Below are 24,765 nucleotides of genomic sequence, written 5' to 3' on the forward strand. Positions count from 1 at the left end.
CCTCATTCCATTATTTTTTTCCGGTTAAGGTGACTAAATGTCTTTCACCCTCTAACTCCGGAACGATCAATGTCGCTACATCTTTGACTGAGCACCATTCTGGAAGATCATTAGCTTCATCTTCTGAATAGATCCCTTTTAACGCCAAAAACACACCATCTTCTTCTTTTGGTAGATGATGACACCAATTAACCATGTCTGTCATTGATGCAAATGCACGACTTAGGACTGCATCAAACTTTTCTTCAGGCTGAAACTCTTCAACACGGCTTTGGATTGGAGTGACATTGGTAATTTTTAACTCATGAATCACCTGTTTGATAAAGCGGATTCTCTTACCTAAACTGTCTAATAGAGTAAACGATTTTCCAGGGTTCATGATAGCTAATGGGATACCTGGTAAGCCAGGACCTGTACCAACATCAATAAAACGCTCACCTGACAACTTTGGACTAACAACAATGCTATCCAGAATATGCTTAATGACCATTTCACTCGGATTTCTAACTGACGTTAGGTTATACGCTTTATTCCACTTATGAAGTAGCGCTACATAACCAAGTAACTGCTCTTTTTGCAATTCAGAGACAGTTAAATCAGTTTGAGCAATCAAACGATCGAATTGCTGAGATAAATCGGTCACGTTACTCACCTTTTTTTAATAAACCGTGTTTCTTTAAATGCACTAATAGAATAGAAACTGCAGCTGGTGTAATACCAGAAATACGTGATGCTATGCCAATCGTTTCAGGCTTAGCGTCTGTGAGTTTCGCAACCACTTCATTTGAAAGACCTTTTACTTCTTTATAATTAAGTTCTAAAGGCAATTTTGTATTTTCATGACGTAATGATTTTTCAATTTCATCACGCTGGCGCTGAATGTATCCGGCGTATTTTACTTGAATTTCAACTTGTTCAGACGCTTGTTGATCCTCAATAGCAGGACCAAAGCCATCAATAGAGATCAATGACTCATAATTCACTTCTGGACGACGAAGAAGATCTTCACCACTTGCTTCACGAACGATCGGCGTTTTTAAGATCGAGTTAACTTGATCAATATTTTCTGATTTAGGGTTCACCCAAATATCTTTTAAACGTTGACGTTCTTTTTCAATGTTTTCTACTTTCTCGTTAAAGCGAGCCCAACGAGCATCATCAACTAAACCAAGTTCACGGCCTTGTTCTGTTAAGCGTAAATCCGCGTTATCTTCACGAAGTGATAAGCGATATTCGGCACGAGACGTAAACATACGGTATGGTTCTTTGGTTCCAAGCGTTGATAAATCATCAATAAGTACACCCATGTATGCTTCATCACGGCGTGGACTCCAACCTTCCTTACCTTGAGCAAATAAACTCGCGTTAAGACCTGCCATCAACCCTTGTGCTGCTGCTTCTTCGTATCCAGTAGTACCGTTAATTTGACCAGCAAAGAATAAGCCTTCAATAAACTTAGTTTCATACGTTGATTTTAAATCACGAGGATCAAAGAAATCATACTCAATAGCATAACCTGGACGCACAATGTGTGCATTTTCAAACCCTTTCATTGAACGAACTATTTGTAATTGTACGTCAAATGGCAAACTTGTTGAGATACCATTTGGGTATAATTCGTGTGTTGTTAAGCCTTCTGGTTCAATAAAGATTTGGTGGCTGTCTTTATCAGCAAAACGCATTACTTTATCTTCAATAGAAGGACAGTAACGAGGACCAATTCCTTCAATAACACCAGCGTACATAGGGCTACGATCAAGGTTCTTACGAATCACATCATGTGTTTTTTCATTGGTATGAGTGATGAAGCAGTTAATTTGTTTAGGTTGCTGTTCACGATTACCCATAAATGAGAAAACAGGCGTTGGATTATCACCTGGTTGTGCTTCTAAATTTGAAAAATCAACACTACGGGCATCAATACGTGGTGGAGTACCTGTTTTAAGGCGATCGATCCTAAATGGACGATCTCGTAAACGTTGAGCAAGAGTGATCGAAGAAGGATCTCCTGCGCGACCTCCTGAGAAGTTTTCCATACCAATGTGTATCTGACCCCCTAAAAAGGTACCAGCTGTCAATACAACGGATTTAGCACGGAATTTAAGGCCCATTTGAGTAATAGCACCGATAACTTTATCGTTTTCAATAATCAGATCATCTACTGCTTGTTGAAATAACATTAAGTTTGGTTGGTTTTCTAATACTGAACGAACAAATGCTTTGTATAGTGCTCTATCTGCTTGAGCACGAGTCGCTCGAACTGCTGGACCTTTGGACGCATTTAATGTTCTAAATTGAATACCGGCATGATCAGTGGCTTGTGCCATTAATCCACCTAAAGCATCCACTTCTTTTACCAAATGGCCTTTGCCGATCCCACCGATAGCAGGATTACATGACATTTGACCTAATGTGTCGATGTTATGTGTGAGTAGAAGTGTCTTTTGTCCTGTTCTTGCAGCTGCTAATGCTGCTTCAGTTCCAGCATGACCACCGCCAATAACAATGACATCAAAGTTTTCTTGGTAAAACATGAGTTGACCTTAGGTGTTATGAAAATAGTGAGAAGAATTTAATTTTAAGAGATCTATTTTACCCTTTTTCTAGCTTGGAAAGAAATGAAAAAGTGACGAAGTTCAAAAATTAAAGATCACTTAATATATATAAGATCTTTTAAAGAGATCTCTTATTAGATCTATTATATAGATCGTCGAACACTGTGGATAAGTGGTAAATGATCAATAGGATCATGTACTTTAGTAAGATCTTAACTTGTGATAAATCTTTGATCTTTGATCGGACTGCTTGAGGATAAAATCATTTGTTATCCACAAGGGGGGAGGGCGTTAGATCTTATTCAATGGATAACTATAACTTGATCACTGGATCTTTCTATAGTTATCCACATAGTAGGTATCAGCTATTTAATAACTTTTTTGATCGGATAATACTTTTTATTAACAAAAATGTTGTTTTAGCCATAATTCTGCAGGCTCTTCTGGAATACTATTTTGAGTTACATCTATTTCTAGTGATGGATATTTTTCAGTAGCACCAAGTTTAAGAAGTGTACTTTGTAGTGATTTACCTGCAGCACAGAAAGTATCGTAGCTTGAATCACCAATCGCAACGATGGCAAAATTTATCATAGATAAAGCATTGGGATTATTTTGTAATTGTTCAATAAATGGTTTGATATTGTCTGGATAATCTCCAGCGCCATGAGTCGATACGACGAAAAGCCAAAGACTATTACTATCTACTTCATCTAGATTAGGTTGATTATGTATATCTGTTGTGAAATCCATATCTTCTAATAAATCAGCAAGATGATCGCCAACGTACTCTGCACCACCAAGGGTGCTACCAGTAATGATTGATACATTTTTCATGAATTTTTCCTATAAAAAATGGGCTGTAATAGCCCATTATTGTGTGATTTGTTATTAGTTTATTTACCAATACAAAAAGAAGTAAAGATACGGCCTAGTAAGTCGTCAGAAGTAAATTCACCTGTAATTTCACTGAGATGTTGTTGAGCTATTCTTAATTCTTCAGCAAGGATTTCACCAGCCATATAGCCTTCAAGTTGTTGTTGACCTATATCTAGGTGCTGAGCAGCCTTTTCTAATGCTTCTAGATGACGACGGCGAGCCATAAAGCCACCTTCTTGGTTACCAGAGAAGCCCATGCATTCTTTTAAGTGATTACGCAGTGCATCAACCCCTTCACCTGTTTTTGCTGATAGACGAATTAGAGTAGGATCATTTACGTGGCAAATACCAAGATCTTCACCGGTTTGATCGGCTTTATTTCGTATCACCGTCATACCTATATTTTTAGGTAAACGATCAAGGAACTCTGGCCAGATTATTTTGGGGTCTGTTGCATCCATTGTTGTGCCATCAACCATAAATAAAACGCGGTCAGCTTGAGCTATTTCGTCCCAAGCTCGTTCAATACCAATACGTTCTACCTCATCAGAGGCTTCGCGAAGGCCTGCTGTATCAATGATATGTAAAGGCATGCCATCAATATGAATATGCTCTCTAAGCACGTCACGAGTGGTTCCTGCAATATCAGTAACGATAGCAGTATCTTTACCCGATAGTGCATTAAGAAGGCTAGACTTGCCTGCATTTGGGCGGCCGGCGATAACAACTTTCATGCCTTCACGCATGATCGCACCTTGATTCGCTTCTTGGCGAACCGCATTTAGGTTATCAATGATCCCTTGTAAATCACCACTGACTTTGCCATCGGCAAGAAAATCGATCTCTTCTTCTGGAAAATCAATGGCAGCTTCAACGTAAATTCGAAGGTAAATAAGCGATTCAACCAAGGTATTAATTTTATTTGAAAATACGCCTTGCAGTGAATTTAAGGCTGATTTAGCTGCTTCTTCAGAGCTTGCATCAATCAAATCAGCGATAGCTTCTGCTTGTGCTAAATCCATTTTATCGTTTAGGAAGGCTCTTTCTGAGAATTCACCTGGACGAGCAGTACGGATACCGTCTATTTTTAGGATGCGTTTGATTAGCATATCCATGACAACAGGGCCACCATGCCCCTGAAGTTCTAAAACGTCTTCACCCGTAAATGAATGTGGGTTAGGAAAATAGAGTGCAATGCCTTGATCAAGCTCTAAACCATTCTCATCTTTGAATGGTGCATATTCGGCGTAACGTGGTTTCAGTTCTTTACCAATAACTTCTAAAGCCACTTCTTTCGCTTTAGGGCCTGATACTCGAATGATGCCTACGCCGCCTCGGCCTGGCGCTGTTGCTTGTGCAACTATGGTGTCTGTATGTAATGTCATGATTATTCTTAATGTCTATTGCTTGAGCATATTGTAAGCCGATAAAACAAAAAAGGCGACCAATGGCCGCCTTTTGTTTATTTCTTTAGAAATTCAACTTACTTAGAGTGTAAGCCTTTTTTCTCTAGTGCACGATAAATCAGAGTCTGCTGAATTAACGTTACGATGTTTGATACCAACCAGTAAAGAACTAGGCCAGCAGGGAACCATAAGAAGAATACGGTGAACATAACAGGCATGAACGTCATGATCTTCTGTTGCATTGGATCCGTTACTGTTGTTGGGCTCATCTTCTGGATTAAGAACATACTTGCACCCATTAATAATGGCAGGATGTAGTATGGGTCTTGTGCTGATAAATCCGTGATCCAACCAAAGAATGGTGCATGACGAAGCTCAACAGATTCCATTAGTGCCCAGTACAACGAAATGAAGATTGGCATTTGAAGAAGAATTGGTAAACAACCACCTAGTGGGTTTACTTTTTCTTTCTTATAAAGCTCCATCATTTCTTGGCTCATACGTTGACGGTCATCGCCAATACGCTCACGCATAGCAGTCAACTTAGGTTGAAGCATGCGCATTTTAGCCATTGATGTGTATTGTGCTTTTGTTAGTGGGTACATAGCGCCACGAACAATGAAGGTTAAGATGATGATAGCTAGACCCCAGTTCACAACAATGCCTTGGATGAAAGACAGTAGTTTATGAAGTGGTGAAGCAATAAACCATAACCAACCGTAATCAACTGTTAAGTCTAGGTATTTTTGAGTCGCTGCCATTTCTTTCTGCAGCTTTGGACCTGTCCAAAGTGTTGCTGAAAGCGTTGCTTCCTGACCCGCAGGAATTGTTACGGCAGGCATACGTACGCCTATGTAACCGTAATCGCCCGCTACACGTGACGTCAGTGTAGCGTCATTTACGTTGCGAGGGATCCAAGCTGAAGCAAAGTAATGTTGTAGCATACCCGCCCAACCTTGACCGTTTGTCATGTCGATAGATAAGTTCTTATCTTCCATGTCGTCAAAGCTGTATTTTTTGTAACGAGTATCTTCTGTAGAGTAAGCACCACCACGGTACGTAGGCATTGTTAAGCTGCCGCCGTCATCCATTAAGTTTTGCTTTAAGTTCGCGTACATTTCTACTGTTGCTGGTGCTGAAGATTGGTTATCAACCGTATAATCAACATTGATAGCGTAGCTGTCACGTTTAAGAATTAGTGTTTTAGTATAAGTAATACCGTCTTTCACTAATGTTAGCGGAACGCGTAATTCGTTTTGACCGTCAGCTAAAACATAATCTGTTTTTTGCGTAGTGAATTGTGCACGGCCGGTGTTTGAATCGATACCTTGAGGACCGATAAGACCACTTTGAGCTATGTAGCTGTGTGTAGAATCGTTCTTAAGAAGAACGAACTTTGCTTTAGAGTCTAATTCAGCGTCGTATTTATTAAGAACTGATTCAATGATGTCACCACCCAATGTATCTACTTTTAAAGTAAGTACATCTGTTGTGATAGTGATTAGCTTATCAGATTGCGCTGAATCAGCAGGCGTATCACTATGTGCTGTTGAAGAAGTTGGAACATCACCATCCGTTTGTGTTTGTTGAACTGTACTAACTGTAGCTGGTTGCTGCGGATTAGTTTCTACTTGCCATTGTTGGAAAAGTAAAAAAGAAACTAAAGCCAGTGCGAGCAACAGAATATTACGTTGGGTATCCATCGTTATTGTTCTCTGTCTTTATGCTGCTTGGGTGGGACGGGGTCATAGCCCCCATCATTCAAAGGATGACATTTTAATAGACGTTTGCCAGATAGCCAACACCCTTTTACTAAACCGTGTGACTTTAGTGCGTCAATTGCATAATGTGAACACGTTGGAGTAAATCGACAGCGAGGTCCAATCAATGGACTGATGACGAGTTGATAAAAACGGATTAGACCGATTGCTATCCACGAGAAGGGCGAGACAGGCGATGCCATAATTTGTCTAATAGCTTGTTGAAGTCTTCGTTACTCAGATCTTGAGCACTCTTTTTAGCGATAACCACAAAGTCTTTCGCAGGTAATGAATGTTGCTTATTGCGGAAACTTTCACGCGTAATACGTTTGAACTTATTGCGACCTACAGCAGTTTTAATTTGCTTTTTAGGAACAGCAAGGCCTAAACGAGGGTGCGATAGTGAATTTTCTCTGGCAAGAATGGTGAAGTGAGGTGAGCCGGCTCGGTGAGCTTGCTTGAAAACAGATTTGTAATCTTCGGGAGTTAACAAGCGTAACTCCCGAGAGAAGTCGTAATTCATCAAAATAATCTAGGATTACTTAGATAGACGCTTACGGCCTTTAGCGCGACGAGCGTTAATTACGTTACGACCGTTCTTAGTAGCCATACGTGCACGGAAACCGTGAGAGCGTTTACGCTTAAGAACTGAAGGTTGGAAAGTGCGTTTCATTGGTATTACCTTTTACTGATCAGTAGTGTTTAGGTTTTTTGTATAAACCCGGCGTGGGACGTACATTCCGACGCCTCTCAACAAAGAGGCGGAATTGTAATCATTGACAGAAAAATAGTCAATAAGAGGTTCCACGATTTTTCCGGACGGTGAATTATACGTTTTGTGAGCCAGAGCGCAAGGATCTTTATGCGATCCCGACCTGATTCAAGAATTTTTTTAATTTAGGATCCTGTGGATAACCAAAAATTTGCTCTGGGGTTCCTTGTTCCACGATCTTTCCATCTGCCATATAGATAACTTTATCAGCGACTTCTTTGGCAAATTGCATTTCATGAGTGACAACCAGCATGGTTTGATGTTGAGTGGCTAGTTTTTTCATTAAAGTTAGCACTTCATTAACCCATTCCGGATCAAGTGCTGACGTGGGTTCATCGAACAATAGCAGTTCTGCTTCTAAGGCCATTGCTCGTCCAATACCAACGCGCTGTTGTTGGCCCCCAGAAAGCGCTGAAGGGTAGTTATCCCCTTTATCACCAAGCCCAATATCATCTAAAATCTGTTGTGCTCTTTTAAGGGCATCAGCCTTATTCCACTTGTGGACAGTTATTAGGCCTTCAGCAATATTCTGTCGAGCGGTTAAATGTGAAAAAAGAGCATAGTTTTGGAAGATAAACCCTGTTTTCCGTCGTAATGCGATGATTTCTGCTTTAGTATTTTTTTCACTGTCGACGCTAATATCATCAATTGTGATGGTGCCTTTATCGGCCATTTCAAGAAAATTGACGCATCGAAGTAACGTAGACTTGCCTGTACCGCTTGATCCAATAATGGCAATTATCTCCCCTTTATTAATGGCGAGGTCAATGCCTGATAGTACGTTTGTGTCACCAAAACTTTTATGTAGGTTGGTAATTTTTATCATCGAACATACGCCTTATTTAATTTCACTTCAGCCCAAGTTTGTACTCGAGTAAGAATGACAACAACACCCCAATAAATCAGGGCTACGGCTAAAAATGCTTCAAAGAATTTAAAGCTTGAAGAGGCTTCCATTTGCGCTTTTGCCATTATTTCAGACACCCCAAGTGTAAAGGCTAATGATGTGGATTTAATCATATCGATGAAATAATTCATTAGTGAAGGTAAAGCTACGCGAGTCGCTTGAGGGAGGATAATACGGCGCATCGCTTGAGATGTTGTCATACCAATAGAAAGACTGGCTTCCATTTGGCTACGATCAATACCAATAATAGCAGCTCGAATACTCTCTGCCATATAAGCGGCGAAATGGAGTGTTAAACCAATAACAGCGGCACTAAATGCATCTAATCCAATAAAAATAGGGAATACTTGCGGTAAACCATAATAAAGAAGAAATAATTGAACCAGCAGCGGTGTACCACGGAAAAAGCTGATGTAAAGTTGGCTAAGTTGATCCAATACTGGCACTTTAAAGACTCTTAAGTTAGCGAGCACTAACGCCAGAGCAAGAGCAAAGAATAATCCCCATATCGCCATTTCTAATGTCGTACCTAAATACTTAAACAGTATTGGTAAGAGTTCAATCATATACGCAAAATCAAATCCCATGATGTCTCTCTATAATTAGTTTGAAAAGTGGTGAGCTGTACTGAGTTTATATAAGTAATAAACACAAAACCCACTCCGTCACAGATAGTGGGTTTATTGTAAATAGAAGTAGGTACTTACCGAGTTAGTTTGATTTATTGTGTTACGTCAGCATCAAACCACTTTTGCGATATTTTTGCTAATGTGCCGTCAGCACGCATTTCAGTTAATGCCTTATTAACTTCTTTTTGTAGCTTTTGGCCTTTTTCATTTTTTACAAATGGCCATGCATTTTCGATAGTTTCAAATGGTTCGCCTGCAAGTTGCAGTGGTAATCCTGATTTTTTAATCAGTTGAGCTGCTGATAGACGGTCCATCACAAACGCATCTGAACGGCCTAAAGCGACATCGTGCTCAATACCAGTATCGTAGGTTTTAATGTTTATTTGGCCTGATTTATCGTTATCTCGCAGTAATTTTTCAAAATTAGAACCTAAGTTAACGGCAACGGTTTTTCCTTCCAAATCTTCAATATTTTTGATGCTGTCATTGCCTTTACGAACGGTAATTTGTGCACCGTCAACAACATAAGGGTCGGCAAATAGGTATTTAGCTTCACGTTCTTTGGTTTTGGTAATTTGATTTGAAATCGTATCAATTCGGCCTGTTTCTAATAGCCCAAATAAACCAGAAAAACTCGCAGTTACGTATTCAACGTTATAGTCGTTACGGCGACCAATCTCATCCCATAAATCAACCTCAAAGCCTTGCAGTTGATCCTGTTTAACGAAGGTAAATGGGAAATAACGGCCCGACATCCCTACTTTAACGTCAGTGGCTGCTTGAGCAAATTGAGTGGCTGCTAGTGTCAGTGTTAATCCAGTAAGAATGTTCTTTGTCCATTTCATGATTGATACTCCGTAATTCATCAGTATTGAGATAATACGTTTTTTGCGATTGAGCTCTAAATACCCTCTGGTTATGTGTAATAACTAAACCGTAAAATAAAGGGCATAATCTCCCCATTGTTGATGGTTTTGGGTATAAGTCAGGTAAAAAGTGTGTCGATCTAGGTAAAAAACCGTGATCAGTGTGAATAACTTCGATCTTATTCACCGGATCATCGATCTAACACTGGCACAAAAGTTATCCACAGTATAAAATCGACAACCTTTTAAAAATAATTATGAGTGGGGTTGTCCGTGTCTTCATCGCTTTGGCTGCAGTGTTTACAGCGCCTTCAAGAAGAATTACCTTCCGCAGAATTTAGTATGTGGGTTAAACCCCTGCAAGCTGAATTAAATGACAATACCCTTACGCTATTTGCGCCGAACCGTTTCGTGTTGGATTGGGTTCGAGATAAGTACTTAAATAGCATTAACTCATTATTAAATGAGTTCTGTGGTAGTGATGTTCCTACATTACGTTTTGAAGTTGGCAGTAAACCTGCTGCATCAGCCCCAGCACCAAAGAGAACGGCAGCGGATGTTGCTGCTTCAACCTCTGCTCCTGCACAACTTCAAGCCTTACAGTCAGTGAATAAGCCTTGGGAATCTCAGAGTTCAGAACCTACATCAGCTGATCTGAATCATCGATCGAATGTAAACCCTAAACATAAATTTACTAACTTCGTTGAAGGTAAATCAAACCAACTTGGCTTAGCTGCAGCTCGTCAAGTGTCTGATAATCCGGGAACGGCGTATAATCCACTATTCTTATATGGTGGTACTGGTTTAGGTAAAACGCATCTGTTGCAAGCCGTAGGCAATGCTATTCTTGAGCGCAAGCCTGACGCTAAAGTTGTGTATATGCATTCCGAACGCTTTGTTCAAGATATGGTTAAAGCGCTACAAAATAACGCCATTGAAGAATTCAAACGTTATTACCGTAGTGTTGATGCCTTGCTTATCGATGATATTCAATTCTTTGCGAATAAAGAGCGTTCACAAGAAGAATTCTTCCATACCTTTAATGCATTATTGGAAGGCAATCAGCAAATAATCTTAACGTCAGATAAATACCCAAGAGAGATTAATGGGGTAGAAGAGCGTTTGAAATCTCGCTTTGGTTGGGGTCTTACTGTTGCGATTGAGCCGCCAGAATTAGAGACTCGCGTTGCTATCTTAATGAAAAAAGCTGAAGATCATCAAATTCATCTTGCGGATGAAGTTGCTTTCTTTATTGCAAAACGTTTACGTTCGAATGTACGTGAATTAGAAGGGGCGCTTAACCGTGTGATTGCAAATGCTAACTTTACTGGCCGTGCAATTACGATTGATTTTGTACGTGAAGCATTACGTGACTTATTAGCGCTTCAAGAGAAGCTAGTAACAATTGATAACATTCAAAAAACCGTTGCTGAGTACTACAAGATAAAAATGGCGGATTTATTGTCTAAACGCCGTTCTCGCTCTGTTGCGCGTCCACGTCAATTAGCGATGGCATTGTCTAAAGAGTTAACCAATCACAGTTTACCTGAGATCGGCGACGCATTTGGTGGTCGAGACCATACCACTGTGCTTCATGCTTGTCGTAAAATAGCGCAATTGCGTGAAGAGAGTCATGATATAAAAGAAGACTACTCTAACCTCATTCGTACGTTGTCATCGTAAGTCATTATCTACTTTTAAATAAACGAGTATTATGAAATTTTCTATTGAACGCAGTCTGTTATTAAAACCACTGCAACAAGTATCTGGTGCCCTTGGTGGCCGTCCATCATTACCTATCTTAGGTAATATCTTACTTCAGGTAGAAAATGGTCAATTATCAATGACCGCAACCGATTTAGAAGTAGAATTGATCAGTAAGATTACGTTAGAAGGTGATTTTGAAGCGGGCGCTATTACCGTTCCTTCTCGTAAATTTTTAGATATTTGTCGTGGTTTACCTGACAGCGCAACCATCACTATCGTATTAGAAGGCGATCGAGTCTTAGTACGTTCTGGACGCAGTCGATTCACTCTAGCGACTTTGCCTGCTAATGATTTTCCAAACATTGAAGGTTGGGAGAGTGAAGTTGAAATCACGCTTTCTCAAGCACAACTCCGCAAGCTAATAGAGAGTACTCAATTCTCTATGGCTAACCAAGATGTGCGCTATTACTTAAATGGTATGATGTTTGAAACTCAAGGGAATATTTTCCGTTCTGTAGCAACGGATGGTCACCGAATGGCAGTATGTAATATGCCGGTGGGATCAGAGCTTCCTGAACAACAAGTGATCATGCCACGCAAAGGTATTCAAGAGCTAGTTCGCTTACTTGACTCACCAGATCAGAGTGTTACTTTACAGTTTGGTAATTCAAATGTACGTGCAGAAGTGAATAACTTTGTATTTACGTCAAAACTGGTTGATGGTCGCTTTCCTGATTATCGACGTGTAATGCCGCAAAGTAGTAACAAGACGCTAGAAGCCGATTGTGATGAACTGCGCCAAGCATTCGCTCGTGCCGCTATTTTATCGAATGAAAAATTCCGTGGTGTTCGCGTTAATTTAGCAAACAACCAAATGCGTATTACGGCGAATAACCCAGAACAAGAAGAAGCGGAAGAGATCCTTGATGTGGATTTCCAAGGTGATGATATCGAAATCGGTTTTAACGTTAGCTATGTATTAGATGTGCTGAATACTTTAAAATGCGAACGTGTACGTATTTCGATGACAACGGCTAATGCGAGTGCGTTAGTTGAAGATTGCGTTAATGATGAAGCGCAATATGTTGTTATGCCAATCCGTCTGTAGATTTTAACTATCAATGCCATTATCACGCCTAATCATTAATGATTTTCGTAATATAAAGACGTGTGATATTCAATTATCATCAGGCTTTAATTTTGTTACGGGTGCCAATGGTAGTGGCAAAACCAGTGTCCTAGAAGCGATTTATTTGCTCGGGCATGGCCGTTCATTTAAGAGCTCATTAACCGGTCGGATCATTAGACGTGACTGTGACGAGCTTTTTATTCATGGTCGTTTCACCACTCCTGAAAACTTTGAACTGCCCATTGGTATAAATAAACAGCGCGACGGCACAACAGAGGTTAAAATAGGCGGAGAAAGCGGTCAAAAACTGGCACAATTAGCTAAGGTTTTACCGCTTCAATTAATTCACCCTGAAGGGTTTGAGTTAGTTACTGATGGCCCTAAATTTCGCCGAGCATTTATAGATTGGGGGGTGTTTCACGTGGAACCTGCTTTTTATGAAGCATGGAGCCGAGTGAAGCGATTAACCAAGCAACGTAATGCATTATTAAAAACGGCACAGAGTTATAGAGAGCTAAGCTACTGGGATTTGGAACTCGCACAATTAGCTGAAAAAATAGATCAGTGGCGAGTGGATTACATCAATCACATATCTGAAGCAACTCAACAAATATGTCAGGCATTCTTACCAGAATATGACATAAAGCTGTCATACTATCGCGGTTGGGATAGAGAAACCCCATACGCAGATTTGCTCAAGAAGAACTTTGAGCGAGATAAACAGCTGGGTTATACCGTCGGCGGCCCAAATAAAGCCGACTTACGAATTAAAGTTGCAGGCACTCCTGTTGAAGATGTGTTGTCTCGTGGTCAACTAAAGTTGATGGTATGTGCGCTACGATTAGCGCAGGGGCAACATTTAACAGAAGCAACAGGAAAGCAGTGCATCTATTTAATAGACGATTTTGCTTCTGAACTGGATAGTCATCGCCGTCAATTGCTGGCTCAATATTTGAAACAGACAAAGGCGCAGGTGTTTATTAGTTCGATTACTGCTGAACAGATTGCAGATATGCATGATGAAGAAAGCAAGATGTTCGAGATAGAACATGGCAAAATAGCCCAAGGATAAAAACGCGAGAGTAACTCATGTCAGAAAATTATGATTCATCGAGTATTAAAGTACTAAAAGGCCTAGATGCAGTACGTAAGCGTCCGGGTATGTATATCGGCGACACCGACGACGGTACAGGTCTTCACCACATGGTGTTTGAGGTTGTCGATAACTCAATCGATGAAGCTCTTGCTGGTCACTGTAAAGATATTATTGTAACGATACACGAAGATAACTCAGTATCAGTAAGCGATGATGGTCGTGGTATTCCAACAGAAATTCACCCAGAAGAAGGCGTATCAGCAGCAGAAGTTATCATGACGGTACTTCACGCAGGTGGTAAGTTCGATGATAACTCTTATAAAGTATCAGGCGGTCTTCACGGTGTTGGTGTTTCAGTTGTAAACGCACTATCTGAAAAAGTGGAATTAACGATTCACCGTAAAGGTGAGATCTTCCAACAAACATATCATCACGGTGATCCACAAGCACCATTAGCTGTTGTTGGTACTACAGATACTACGGGTACTAAAATCCGTTTCTGGCCAAGTGACCAAACGTTCGCAAACATTGAATTTGTGTATGAAATTCTAGCGAAACGTCTGCGTGAGTTGTCTTTCTTAAACTCTGGTGTGTCAATTATTTTACAAGACATGCGTGAAGAAGATAAATCTGATCACTTCATGTTTGAAGGTGGTATTCAAGCGTTCGTTAATCACCTAAATCGCAATAAAACACCTATTCATCAAAAAATATTCCATTTTGATTTCACTCGTGAAGAAGATGGCATTGCTGTTGAAGTGGCGATGCAATGGAATGATTCTTTCCAAGAAAATATTTTCTGTTATACCAATAACATCCCACAACGTGATGGTGGTACGCACTTAGCCGGTTTCCGTTCTGCGCTAACTCGTACATTAAACACCTTCATGGATAAGGAAGGCTTTTCTAAGAAAGCGAAAGCATCTACTTCTGGTGATGATGCGCGTGAAGGCCTAACGGCGGTTGTTTCGGTTAAAGTGCCTGATCCTAAGTTCTCAAGTCAAACTAAAGATAAACTGGTTTCTTCTGAAGTGAAGTCTGCGGTTGAATCTGCAATGGGTGAGAAACTGTCTGAGTTCTTAGCTGAGAATCCAGGTGAAGCTAAAATGGTTTGTTCTAAAATCATTGATGCAGCTCGTGCTCGTGAAGCGGCTCGTAAAGCTCGTGAAATGACTCGTCGTAAAGGCGCGTTAGATATCGCTGGTCTTCCAGGTAAGCTTGCGGATTGTCAGGAAAAAGATCCTTCACAATCTGAATTATACATAGTGGAAGGGGACTCTGCTGGCGGTTCAGCCAAGCAGGGACGTAACCGTAAAAACCAAGCGATCCTTCCGCTTAAAGGTAAAATTCTAAACGTAGAAAAAGCACGTTTTGATAAAATGATCTCTTCTCAAGAGGTAGGAACACTAATTACAGCATTAGGTTGTGGTATTGGTCGCGACGAATATAACCCAGATAAACTGCGTTACCATAACATCATCATCATGACCGATGCCGATGTCGATGGTTCTCACATCCGTACTCTACTTTTGACTTTCTTCTACCGTCAAATGCCTGAGTTGATTGAACGTGGCTATATCTACATTGCTCAACCACCACTTTACAAAGTGAAGAAAGGCAAACAAGAGCAATATATTAAAGATGAAGAAGCGATGGGTGAATACCAAATCACGCAAGCGTTAGACAATGCTGCGTTATTTGTTAATTCAAATGAATCTATCTTCGGTCAAGAGCTTGAAAACTTAATTCGCACGTTTAATGGTGTGGTTAAATTAATTGAGCGTATGAGTCGTCGTTACCCATTAGCGCTATTAAATCGTTTAGTTTACACGCCTCGTTTAACTCAGGAAGTGTGTGAAAACGAAGCAGAAGTTCGAGCGTGGACTGAGGCATTAGTTGCGGATCTTAACGAGCATGAAACTGGTGCAAGCCAATACAACCCAGCTCTAGATTTTAACGAAGAGTTAAATATTCACCAGCCTAAGCTTGTTGTTCGTACTCACGGTGTTCAGCATGAATACGTATTAAGTGCTGATCTGCTGAACTCGAAAGAGTACGGTCGTATTGCTGATTTATCTGAAGCACTTAATGGGCTAATTGAAGAAGGTGCTTATGCACAACGTGGTGAACGTAAGCAACCAGTACAAACACTGGATGAAGCGATTGCATGGTTGATTAAAGACTCTCGTCGTGGTGTTTACTTACAACGTTACAAAGGTCTGGGTGAAATGAACCCTGAGCAGCTTTGGGAAACAACAATGGATCCTGATTCTCGCCGTATGATGCAAGTAACTATCAACGATGCAGTAAGTGCGGATGAGTTGTTTACTACGCTAATGGGTGATCATGTTGAGCCGCGTCGTAACTTCATTGAAGAGAACGCATTGCGCGTTGCTAACTTAGACGTATAAATTTTTAATTCTATATTTTGCCAGTTAGTCCTACTTCTGCGTCGAAGGTGCTCACTTATGTTCATAAGCTCCGCGCCTTCTTCTTGAATTAGAACGAACTGACTTCATCTAGAATCATAAATGCTAAGTTGAAAATTAAGAAGCACTGCTGTTGGCGGTGCTTTTTTTTGTCTGGAATTTGGGGTTTATTTTTATTTATTGTTCAGAGGGTTAGCGGTTTTTTTGTTTAAATCGGAAAATAAATAGTCAGTATCTCTTGAAAGTAAAATAGCTGAACCACATATCTAGTTATGAAGGGGATGCCGAAAGGGTCTTCTGAAAAATGACTTGTCCAATATGGAAAGTCTTATAATTTGATAGAGGCAACTAAGGACCCAAGTTTGGGGTAGTTGTACTCACTATTGCTTAAAATAAAGGATAGTATTATGCGTAATGTAGATTTCACTCCACTGTACCGTTCAGCAATTGGTTTTGATCGTCTTTTCAATCAAATGGAAAGCCACTCAGCGAAAACTAATGGTGGTTACCCTCCCTATAACATCGAGCAAAAATCAGAACATAACTACCGTATAACCATGGCGGTGGCGGGTTTTGCTGATGAACAAATCGATTTAACTCAACACGAGAATATGCTGATTGTACGCGGTGAGCGTCCTGAATCGGATGAAGCGAAAACGTACCTATACCAAGGTATTGCAGAGCGTAACTTTGAGCGTAAATTCCAATTAGCGGATTATGTGAAAGTGGTGGGCGCAACCATGGAAAATGGTTTACTGCATGTTGATTTAGAACGTGAAATTCCAGAAGCGATGCAGCCTCGTAAGATTGCAATTAACGGTAATAACTTACTGGAAAGCTAATCGTAGATTGGTAAAAAATTTAAATGAAGGCGCTGTGATAGCGCCTTTTTTGTGTCTGCTAGGTTATTCATTTATGACTTATTGCTTTTCTATTACCAATAGATGGCATCTGTATGTGTTGCTTGCTTAGTGATGACAAACAGAATTGCTGACTCCAAAGCAACAAGCTATTATTTGAGTTATTGAACTACTCTGAATACGCCTTTAACACTTCTTCTGCAATGATATTGATGCCTTTTTGCATCATATCTTCATCTTGAACGTAGTTCATACGTAAGCATTGATGAGCGTGATCCCAACTGTCGTCTTGGCCGATAAAGAAGTACTCGCCCGGAACAATTAATACACCACGTGCTTTCAAGCGTTTGTAGAGTTCCATTGTCGTGATAGGTAATTCATCAAACCATAGCCACAAGAAAATAGCGCCCTCAGGTTTATGAATGCGAAAACGAGGATCGGTAATCGCTGTTTGTAGCATCTTAACTGCAGCTTGAGATTTATGGCGATAGAAAGGCTGGATAACCTCCTCACTTAAACGCAATAAGTCACCTGACTCAATCATGTGCAAACCAATTGCAGGGCCCATACTTCCCGGTGCAAGATTGATAATGCCATTTAGGTTAGTGATGGCTGCTGTCATTTCCTCATTGGCAATCACAATGCCACAACGTAACCCAGGTAAACCAAGCTTTGAAAGGCTCATGCAAAGAATGGTGTTTTCATTCCAAAATGGTGTGACTTCTTCAAAGATAATATTCGGGAAAGGGGTACCATAAGCATTATCAAGAATTAACGGAATATTATGTTCACGAGCTAATGTGTCGAGTTTTGCCACTTCTTCATCCGTAATGACATTACCCGTTGGATTGGTAGGACGAGAAACACAAATTGCTCCCACTGAATCGTCAACAGTTAACTGGCTAAAATCAACGTGGTATTTAAACAAACCGTTATCGAGTAATTCAATCTCAGGACGGTAAGAAATAAAACTATCGACTTCTAGTTCAGAGTCCGCATAGCCAATATATTCCGGAGCAAGAGGCAGTAAAATCCTCTTTTTTGAACCATCCGCATAAGTGCCTGCTAACAGGTTAAATAGACTAAAGAAAGCACTTTGAGACCCATTGGTTAGAGAGATATTTTTCTCTGAGATATCCCAACCGTAAGTCTCTTTTAATAGTTTTGCTAATGCTTTAACAAAAGAGTCTTTACCTTGTGGGCCATCATAATTGGCCATTGCAGCAACCAGTTCACCTGAATCGAGCATGTCTTGTGAGGCGCTTTTAAAGTAGTCGAGCATGGCGGGAATGCCAGCAGGGTTACCACCACCGAGCATGATTGCTCCAGGGGTACGTAAGCCATCATTTAGATCATCCATTAATTGGGTGATCCCACTGTAACGAGTAAATTTTTCGCCAAATTGAGTAAACTTCATTACGACTACCGCGCTATTTGTTGAGTCTGAGTATTGATTGTTTTAACAACATACCTCAACACCAAACAGAGATAAAGAGCCAAGATAAGCCCTGATTTTATTGATTAAACCGTAAACTCACTGTGAATTTTAAGAAAGTGCTTATTTTTGCTACTCCCAAAGAGGGCAGCGAGGTATACTTCTTGGTTATATTTATCAACCATCGCGCGAATTAAATTATGCAAAAATACGATATCAAAACCTTCCAGGGAATGATCCTCGCGCTGCAGGATTATTGGGCACAACAAGGTTGTACGATTGTACAGCCACTAGATATGGAAGTGGGCGCAGGTACGTCTCACCCAATGACATGTCTGCGTGCACTTGGCCCAGAGCCAATGGCTACCGCTTATGTTCAACCATCTCGTCGTCCTACGGATGGCCGTTATGGTGAAAACCCTAACCGTCTGCAGCACTACTATCAATTTCAGGTAGCGTTAAAGCCTTCTCCAGATAACATTCAAGAGCTGTACCTAGGTTCTTTAGAAGTGCTTGGTATCGATCCACTTGTTCATGATATTCGTTTCGTAGAAGACAACTGGGAAAACCCTACATTGGGTGCTTGGGGTCTAGGTTGGGAAATCTGGCTAAACGGCATGGAAGTAACGCAATTTACTTACTTCCAACAAGTAGGTGGCCTCGAGTGTAAACCAGTAACGGGTGAAATCACTTACGGTATTGAGCGTCTTGCTATGTACATTCAAGAAGTAGACTCAGTTTACGATCTTGTGTGGAACCATGGTCCTCAAGGTGTGGTTACTTACGGTGACATTTTCCACCAAAACGAAGTTGAGCAATCGACTTACAACTTTGAACACGCAGATGTTGATTTCCTATTTGGTTTCTTCGACCAGTGTGAGAAAGAGTGTAAAGAGCTGCTTGAACTTGAAAAGCCTCTACCTCTTCCAGCGTACGAGCGCATTCTAAAAGCAGGTCACGCATTCAACTTGCTAGATGCACGTAAAGCAATCTCTGTAACAGAGCGTCAGCGTTATATTCTTCGTATTCGTAACTTAACTAAATCGGTTGCAGAAGCATACTATGCATCACGTGAAGCATTAGGCTTCCCTATGTGTCGTTCTAATAAACCGACAGCAACTGAGGAGAAGTAATCATGGCGAAGAATTTTCTAATCGAATTAGGTACTGAAGAGCTTCCACCAACAGCGCTTCGTTCATTAGCTGAAGCATTTGCTGCTAACTTTGAAGCGGGTCTTAAAGCGGCTGATTTAGCACACCAAGGTGTTAAATGGTATGCAACGCCTCGTCGTTTAGCGCTTAAAGTGGCTGAATTAGATGAAGGTCAAGCAGATAAAATCGTTGAAAAACGTGGTCCAGCTATCGCATCTGCATTTGATGCGGATGGAAATCCAACCAAAGCGGCTCAAGGTTGGGCTCGTGGTAACGGTATTACGGTTGAACAAGCTGAGCGTCTAAAAACAGACAAAGGCGAATGGCTACTTCATAAAGAAGCAGTGAAAGGCCAACCTGTACAAGAGCTTGTTGTTGAATTAGCAGCAAAAGCATTAGCAGGTTTACCAATTCCTAAAGCAATGCGTTGGGGTAACTCAGACATTCAATTTATTCGTCCAGTAAAAACACTGACTATCCTATTGGGTGACGAACTGATTGAAGGTTCTATCTTAGGCGTTACTTCTACTCGTACACTTCGTGGTCACCGTTTCATGGGTGAAAGCGAGTTTACGATTGACTCTGCTGATCAATACCCTGCGATCTTAGAAGAGCGCGGTAAAGTAATGGCTGACTACGATGCGCGTAAAGCGATCATTCTTGCTGATGCTCAAAAAGCAGCGGCAGCAGTAGGCGGTACAGCGGATCTAGAAGATGACTTAGTAGAAGAAGTGACTTCTCTTGTTGAATGGCCGGTAGTATTAACGGCTAAATTTGAGCAAGAGTTCTTAAAAGTGCCTTCAGAAGCGTTAGTTTATACAATGAAGGGTGACCAAAAATACTTCCCTGTGTATGACGAAGCGAAGAATCTACTTCCTAACTTCATTTTCGTTTCTAATATCGAATCTAAAGAGCCTCGTCACGTTATCGAAGGTAACGAGAAAGTGGTTCGCCCACGCCTTGCTGATGCAGAATTCTTTTTCAACACAGACCGTAAGCGTCCGCTTATCGACCGTCTACCTGAGTTAGAACAAGCTATCTTCCAAAAGCAATTAGGTACGATCAAAGACAAAACTGACCGTATTACTGAGCTTGCAGGTTACATTGCTGAGCAAATTGGTGCAGATGTTGAGAAATCTCAACGTGCGGGCCTTCTAGCTAAGTGTGACTTAATGACATCTATGGTATTTGAATTTACAGATACACAAGGTGTGATGGGTATGCACTATGCAACTCACGATGGTGAAGATGAGCAAGTAGCTCTCGCTCTTTATGAGCAATACATGCCACGTTTTGCGGGTGATGAACTACCAAGCACAGATATTTCTGCATCAGTAGCAATGGCGGACAAACTAGATACATTGGTTGGTATCTTCGGTATTGGTCAAGCACCTAAAGGTTCTGATCCATTTGCACTTCGCCGTGCTGCGCTGGGTATTCTACGTATTATCGTTGAGAAAGATTACAACTTAGACTTAGTTGACCTAGTAGCTAAAGCGCAATCTCTATTTGCACTTGAAGATGGCTCAAGCAAGCTAACGAATGCAAACGTAGCGACAGATGTGATTGATTTCATGCTAGGTCGTTTCCGCGCATGGTACCAAGATGAAGGTTTCAGCGTAGATATCATCCAAGCGGTACTTGCTCGTCGTCCAACGAAACCTGCTGATTTTGATAAGCGTGTGAAAGCGGTATCTCACTTCCGTGAACTAGACGCTGCAGAATCTCTAGCGGCTGCGAATAAGCGTGTAGGTAATATCCTTGCGAAATTCGATGGCGAACTGGCTCAAGAAATCGATCTTGCTCTTCTTCAAGAAGATGCAGAGAAAGTATTGGCTGAGAAAGTAGAGATCCTAGCTGAAGCACTAGAGCCTGTATTTGCTGCAGGTAACTATCAAGAAGCTCTAAGTCGTTTAGCTGAGTTACGTGAACCTGTTGATGCCTTCTTTGATGGTGTAATGGTTATGGCTGATGATGAAGCGCTTAAGATTAACCGCTTAACGCTGCTTAACAAGCTTCGTAATCTGTTCTTAGATATTGCGGATATTTCTCTTCTTCAAAAATAAGAAATAGCCAAATTTCATGAAATGCCTCGCCTTTGCGGGGTATTTTTTTGTCTAGATATCGTATTTTCGAAAATTAGAGGTTAATAATATACTTAACAATGACTACAATTGATGTTCTCTCTTTTATTAGGCTGCTGATTTCGATGAAATTATCTGTGTGTACAACTCTTATCTCCCTTTCACTTATGGTCGGGTGTCAAAGTACTTCATTACCAACCACGGATAATGCAAATTCTTCTTCACAGAATACTCCTGTAGTCTCAAGTGATTCGACGAATCAAGTCAGTGTATGTCCTTCATTAGGCATTCAGCCTGTGACGGTTACCGTTTCAGAACTGTGGTCTGAAGGTGCAGTCGTCACAGATGCTTACTCTGGCAATATTGCTCAAGTGAAGAATGGTCAAATAACGCTAACACCAAGTCGTCATAGTGGTGGATTACTGTTATTAGAATCAAGTTCAGTACAGGAAGCAGAAGCAGAGAAGCGTGATTTCCAATGGCAGAGTGCCACGTTTTATCATATCGCAACCGATCGTTTTTATAATGGAAACAGTTGGAATGACCACAGCTATGGTCGTCAAACCTCATCACAAGGTTTTAAAGGTGGTGATATTGCAGGGTTAACGCAAAAACTGGATTACTTAGCTGAGCTAGGTGTTGATGTACTTTGGATTTCGACACCACTAGAGCAAGTTCATGGCTGGCTTCCTGGAAAAAATGGCAATACACCAGAATATCCATACGCAGGTGGTGCCACATTAGATTGGACACAGCTTGATACCAATATGGGATCAGAGCAAGAGATGAGAGCATTTGTCGATCTTGCTCATCAATTAGGAATGAGAGTAGTGTGGAGTATTGATACTGCTCCTTCTCAACCAAGCCTTGCCGATTTGCAGCAATTTTCTATTCAACCTAAAGACAGCAGTGAACTGCCAAGTTACTGGAATGATTGGCATCCAAAAGAAGGTCAGAATCTAACGCATTATTTAGATGCATTTAAAGGTGAAGATGGTCAAGTCCCACAATGGTGGTCTTCAGATTGGTTTAATCCAAATTATGAAGGGGTAGTGTCAACGCCAACCTTCTTTACCAATAAACCGACAACTGCAGTGAGCCAAGTCAGTCAGGATAAACACGCATTATTAACGCAATGGGTGACTGAATGGGTAACCAAGTTTGGTATTGATGGCATTGTTTTAGCTCAATCAACGCCTAAGTTAACAAAACAATTTGAAGAACAAGGCAGTAAGGCATTTGAAGCATGGAAGAAAGACAATCAATATAAAGCGCTTGAAGGGTCTTCTTTTATTGTGGTCGATTTAGAAAATAATAACCATTTTATCCCTCAAAAGCAGTCAATTGAATCTCAATGTGAAACACAACTAAGTGCTCAAACAACGACTGAAAATAAAGTCGCCATGAATGCGTTAACCTGGTTTGATAAAGATAAGCAACAAGCGTTAACGGCTGATAATTATGCTCAATACAGAGATGCGGCCTCCGCTTTATTGTTATCTCACGACAGTGTTTCGATTTGGTATGGGGATGAAAGTGCAAAACCAGGTGATCTATATAGCATGATGAATTGGGAAGATGCGACAGGACTTAATTGGTCATTGCGTTCTCATTGGAAGAAACTACTCTCTTTTAGATCAAATCATACTGCGATATCACAAGGGAATTACCAAGTGGTTAAGCAAGAACCTTACTATGCTGTCATACGTAAAAATGAATCCGATAAGGTAATGATCGTTTATACGGGTGAGTAATACCAATCGTAGTAAATAACTGCTCATCCTAGCTGGTTAAAATACTCGATAACTGCGTTGAAATTTTTGATTGTAGAATAACTACTTATCGAAACTATTTGTCGAAAAGTGCCGTCTTGTTCTCAAGCATTTTACCTGCGCTATTTCTGATCATTTACTTACTGTGATTGGTATAATTTTTGGTGATATAACGAGTGTCATCAAAGTTTCATAAAATCTGAGTGAGAGTGTGATACTAACCACATAGGTTTTGTGAGAGAGATGATAATCTATAGCTAGAATTAGTTGTATTGGTAGATGTTTCTTAAAGGAAAGGAGCTTATCATGACTCGTTTTTTAGCTATCTCACCACAAAGCCAGTGTTATTTATTTACCGTCGCTTTGGCGCTTAATTTATTAGGTATGGTATTGACCGATATGTGGGTACCTATGGTCGTTGGGGCAATTGTCACGACCGCATTATCTGTGGATGCTTGGGTTCGCGTTCATTATGTATTACCAATGAAAAAAGAGATGCGTAACTTGCAACATGAGATTGAAAGCATTCAAAAACAAGTGCGAGATATCAATACATAAACTATCCCTAAACAGTATAAAGGCGACCTCGTGGTCGCCTTTATCATTTCTTAAGCTGAAAGCCCTTTACGGATAAGAAATCGGTAAGGCAGCGAATCAGTATCTTCCGCAATAAGCTCATGATCCATAAAACGACAGAAACTTGGAATGTCACGCGTGGTCGATGGGTCGTCTGCTTTGATTAATAGCGTTTCACCATCTTGCATCTGTCGAATTGTTTTTCTAACCATCATTACAGGCTCTGGGCAGCGTAATCCTTCCGCTTCTAAGGTTTGGTTGGCGGTATCAAAGTTGATGGTCATTGTTGTATCTCATTACAGTTAAAGGCGACCAAGATCATACTGCTGTAAAAAAAATAATCAATACACATTGGCAAAGAACTGAAAAGAGCGTAAATTATTTGTTAACAACAAATTAACATTGGACAGTTATTTCGTTGTTTTAGCTATAGATATAAAAGCAATAGAAGGGTCGTCATTATGCTTACTCAAATAGATCGCTTAACCATTTATTGTGTTCTTTGTTTCGTTACCATTTGCTCATTAGTATTACGTACCCCTGAGAATATCAGCTTACTTCCTTTAATTAGTCTTGCCTCCGTTATGATAGCGCTGACGATTGAGCTAAAAACCTGGTCAGAAAGTGAAACCGCAGAAGAAAAAGATTACTAGAAACACCTTAACAATTAAAAATTACACCACACTCTAATTTTCCCGTCTTTTTATCTTTCTTGAACCCAACAAGAAATGAATGAGTTGCGGGATTTTTTT

General features: G+C 40.6%; 23 protein-coding genes. 10 read left to right on the forward strand and 13 right to left on the reverse strand.

The window, feature by feature from the left end:
* Nucleotides 1-10: 10 nt before the first annotated feature.
* The 11 genes from rsmG to PVK71_RS05765 form a co-directional block, all read right to left on the reverse strand.
* Nucleotides 11-643, reverse strand: a complete 633-nt coding sequence (gene rsmG, locus PVK71_RS05715) for a 16S rRNA (guanine(527)-N(7))-methyltransferase RsmG (RefSeq protein WP_130048471.1) — start codon at nucleotides 641-643, stop codon at nucleotides 11-13.
* Nucleotide 644: 1 nt separating this feature from the next.
* On the reverse strand, nucleotides 645-2,534 hold the full coding sequence (mnmG, locus tag PVK71_RS05720) for a tRNA uridine-5-carboxymethylaminomethyl(34) synthesis enzyme MnmG (protein ID WP_274420127.1): 1,890 nt from the start codon (nucleotides 2,532-2,534) through the stop codon (nucleotides 645-647).
* Between the two features lie 423 nt (nucleotides 2,535-2,957).
* Entirely contained in the window at nucleotides 2,958-3,392 is a 435-nt protein-coding gene (mioC, locus tag PVK71_RS05725; protein WP_274420125.1) for an FMN-binding protein MioC, read from the reverse strand.
* Between the two features lie 59 nt (nucleotides 3,393-3,451).
* The gene (gene mnmE / locus PVK71_RS05730; protein ID WP_274420124.1) at nucleotides 3,452-4,819 is read right to left on the reverse strand and encodes a tRNA uridine-5-carboxymethylaminomethyl(34) synthesis GTPase MnmE; all 1,368 of its coding nucleotides are present in this window, start codon (nucleotides 4,817-4,819) and stop codon (nucleotides 3,452-3,454) included.
* A gap of 98 nt (nucleotides 4,820-4,917) precedes the next feature.
* The gene (gene yidC / locus PVK71_RS05735) at nucleotides 4,918-6,543 is read right to left on the reverse strand and encodes a membrane protein insertase YidC (RefSeq protein ID WP_274420122.1); all 1,626 of its coding nucleotides are present in this window, start codon (nucleotides 6,541-6,543) and stop codon (nucleotides 4,918-4,920) included.
* Between the two features lie 2 nt (nucleotides 6,544-6,545).
* Complete coding sequence (gene yidD, locus PVK71_RS05740) at nucleotides 6,546-6,803, reverse strand: membrane protein insertion efficiency factor YidD (RefSeq protein ID WP_130045762.1); 258 nt, start codon at nucleotides 6,801-6,803, stop codon at nucleotides 6,546-6,548.
* Nucleotides 6,770-7,123: a ribonuclease P protein component gene (gene rnpA / locus PVK71_RS05745; RefSeq protein WP_130045763.1), complete on the reverse strand. Its 354-nt coding sequence runs from the start codon at nucleotides 7,121-7,123 to the stop codon at nucleotides 6,770-6,772. The genes yidD and rnpA overlap by 34 nt, the downstream gene beginning before the upstream one ends.
* 15 nt (nucleotides 7,124-7,138) lie before the next feature.
* Nucleotides 7,139-7,273 carry a 50S ribosomal protein L34 gene (gene rpmH / locus PVK71_RS05750; RefSeq protein WP_005416778.1) on the reverse strand — a complete coding sequence of 45 codons (135 nt, stop codon included), beginning with the start codon at nucleotides 7,271-7,273 and terminating at the stop codon, nucleotides 7,139-7,141.
* A gap of 187 nt (nucleotides 7,274-7,460) precedes the next feature.
* Nucleotides 7,461-8,198: an amino acid ABC transporter ATP-binding protein gene (locus PVK71_RS05755; protein ID WP_274420117.1), complete on the reverse strand. Its 738-nt coding sequence runs from the start codon at nucleotides 8,196-8,198 to the stop codon at nucleotides 7,461-7,463.
* Nucleotides 8,195-8,866, reverse strand: coding sequence for an amino acid ABC transporter permease (locus PVK71_RS05760; RefSeq protein WP_130048477.1), 672 nt, complete (start codon nucleotides 8,864-8,866; stop codon nucleotides 8,195-8,197). Before PVK71_RS05760 ends, PVK71_RS05755 begins: the two co-directional genes overlap by 4 nt.
* A 134-nt stretch (nucleotides 8,867-9,000) precedes the next feature.
* Nucleotides 9,001-9,753, reverse strand: coding sequence for an amino acid ABC transporter substrate-binding protein (locus tag PVK71_RS05765; RefSeq protein ID WP_274420114.1), 753 nt, complete (start codon nucleotides 9,751-9,753; stop codon nucleotides 9,001-9,003).
* A gap of 294 nt (nucleotides 9,754-10,047) precedes the next feature.
* Between PVK71_RS05765 and dnaA the strand changes: the two genes are divergently transcribed.
* From dnaA to PVK71_RS05790, 5 genes are all read left to right on the forward strand, one after another.
* Entirely contained in the window at nucleotides 10,048-11,457 is a 1,410-nt protein-coding gene (gene dnaA / locus PVK71_RS05770; protein ID WP_274420112.1) for a chromosomal replication initiator protein DnaA, read from the forward strand.
* Between the two features lie 31 nt (nucleotides 11,458-11,488).
* Entirely contained in the window at nucleotides 11,489-12,589 is a 1,101-nt protein-coding gene (gene dnaN / locus PVK71_RS05775; protein ID WP_274420110.1) for a DNA polymerase III subunit beta, read from the forward strand.
* Nucleotides 12,590-12,602: 13 nt separating this feature from the next.
* Entirely contained in the window at nucleotides 12,603-13,682 is a 1,080-nt protein-coding gene (gene recF, locus PVK71_RS05780) for a DNA replication/repair protein RecF (RefSeq protein ID WP_274420107.1), read from the forward strand.
* A 17-nt stretch (nucleotides 13,683-13,699) separates the two neighbouring features.
* A complete protein-coding gene (gene gyrB / locus PVK71_RS05785; protein ID WP_274420105.1) occupies nucleotides 13,700-16,117 on the forward strand; it encodes a DNA topoisomerase (ATP-hydrolyzing) subunit B in 2,418 nt (805 codons plus the stop codon).
* A gap of 425 nt (nucleotides 16,118-16,542) precedes the next feature.
* The gene (locus PVK71_RS05790; RefSeq protein WP_130045771.1) at nucleotides 16,543-16,977 is read left to right on the forward strand and encodes an Hsp20 family protein; all 435 of its coding nucleotides are present in this window, start codon (nucleotides 16,543-16,545) and stop codon (nucleotides 16,975-16,977) included.
* Nucleotides 16,978-17,164: 187 nt separating this feature from the next.
* On the opposite strand, the gene PVK71_RS05795 is transcribed toward PVK71_RS05790, so the two are convergent.
* Entirely contained in the window at nucleotides 17,165-18,412 is a 1,248-nt protein-coding gene (locus PVK71_RS05795; protein ID WP_274420102.1) for a valine--pyruvate transaminase, read from the reverse strand.
* A gap of 218 nt (nucleotides 18,413-18,630) precedes the next feature.
* Between PVK71_RS05795 and glyQ the strand changes: the two genes are divergently transcribed.
* From glyQ to PVK71_RS05815, 4 genes are all read left to right on the forward strand, one after another.
* Nucleotides 18,631-19,563 carry a glycine--tRNA ligase subunit alpha gene (gene glyQ / locus PVK71_RS05800; protein WP_060993456.1) on the forward strand — a complete coding sequence of 311 codons (933 nt, stop codon included), beginning with the start codon at nucleotides 18,631-18,633 and terminating at the stop codon, nucleotides 19,561-19,563.
* 2 nt (nucleotides 19,564-19,565) lie between these two features.
* A complete protein-coding gene (glyS, locus tag PVK71_RS05805; protein WP_274420098.1) occupies nucleotides 19,566-21,647 on the forward strand; it encodes a glycine--tRNA ligase subunit beta in 2,082 nt (693 codons plus the stop codon).
* A gap of 143 nt (nucleotides 21,648-21,790) precedes the next feature.
* Nucleotides 21,791-23,419, forward strand: coding sequence for an alpha-amylase (locus tag PVK71_RS05810; protein WP_274420096.1), 1,629 nt, complete (start codon nucleotides 21,791-21,793; stop codon nucleotides 23,417-23,419).
* 324 nt (nucleotides 23,420-23,743) lie between these two features.
* Complete coding sequence (locus PVK71_RS05815) at nucleotides 23,744-23,995, forward strand: hypothetical protein (RefSeq protein ID WP_130045775.1); 252 nt, start codon at nucleotides 23,744-23,746, stop codon at nucleotides 23,993-23,995.
* A 50-nt stretch (nucleotides 23,996-24,045) separates the two neighbouring features.
* Here PVK71_RS05815 and tusA read toward each other — a convergent pair whose 3' ends face one another.
* Complete coding sequence (gene tusA, locus PVK71_RS05820) at nucleotides 24,046-24,297, reverse strand: sulfurtransferase TusA (protein WP_130045776.1); 252 nt, start codon at nucleotides 24,295-24,297, stop codon at nucleotides 24,046-24,048.
* A 177-nt stretch (nucleotides 24,298-24,474) separates the two neighbouring features.
* Between tusA and PVK71_RS05825 the strand changes: the two genes are divergently transcribed.
* Nucleotides 24,475-24,666: a hypothetical protein gene (locus PVK71_RS05825; protein WP_130045777.1), complete on the forward strand. Its 192-nt coding sequence runs from the start codon at nucleotides 24,475-24,477 to the stop codon at nucleotides 24,664-24,666.
* The last annotated feature ends 99 nt before the right edge of the window (nucleotides 24,667-24,765 follow it).

Origin of the sequence: Aliivibrio sp. S4MY1 (genome assembly GCF_028765545.1) — a bacterium.
Lineage (GTDB): Bacteria > Pseudomonadota > Gammaproteobacteria > Enterobacterales > Vibrionaceae > Aliivibrio.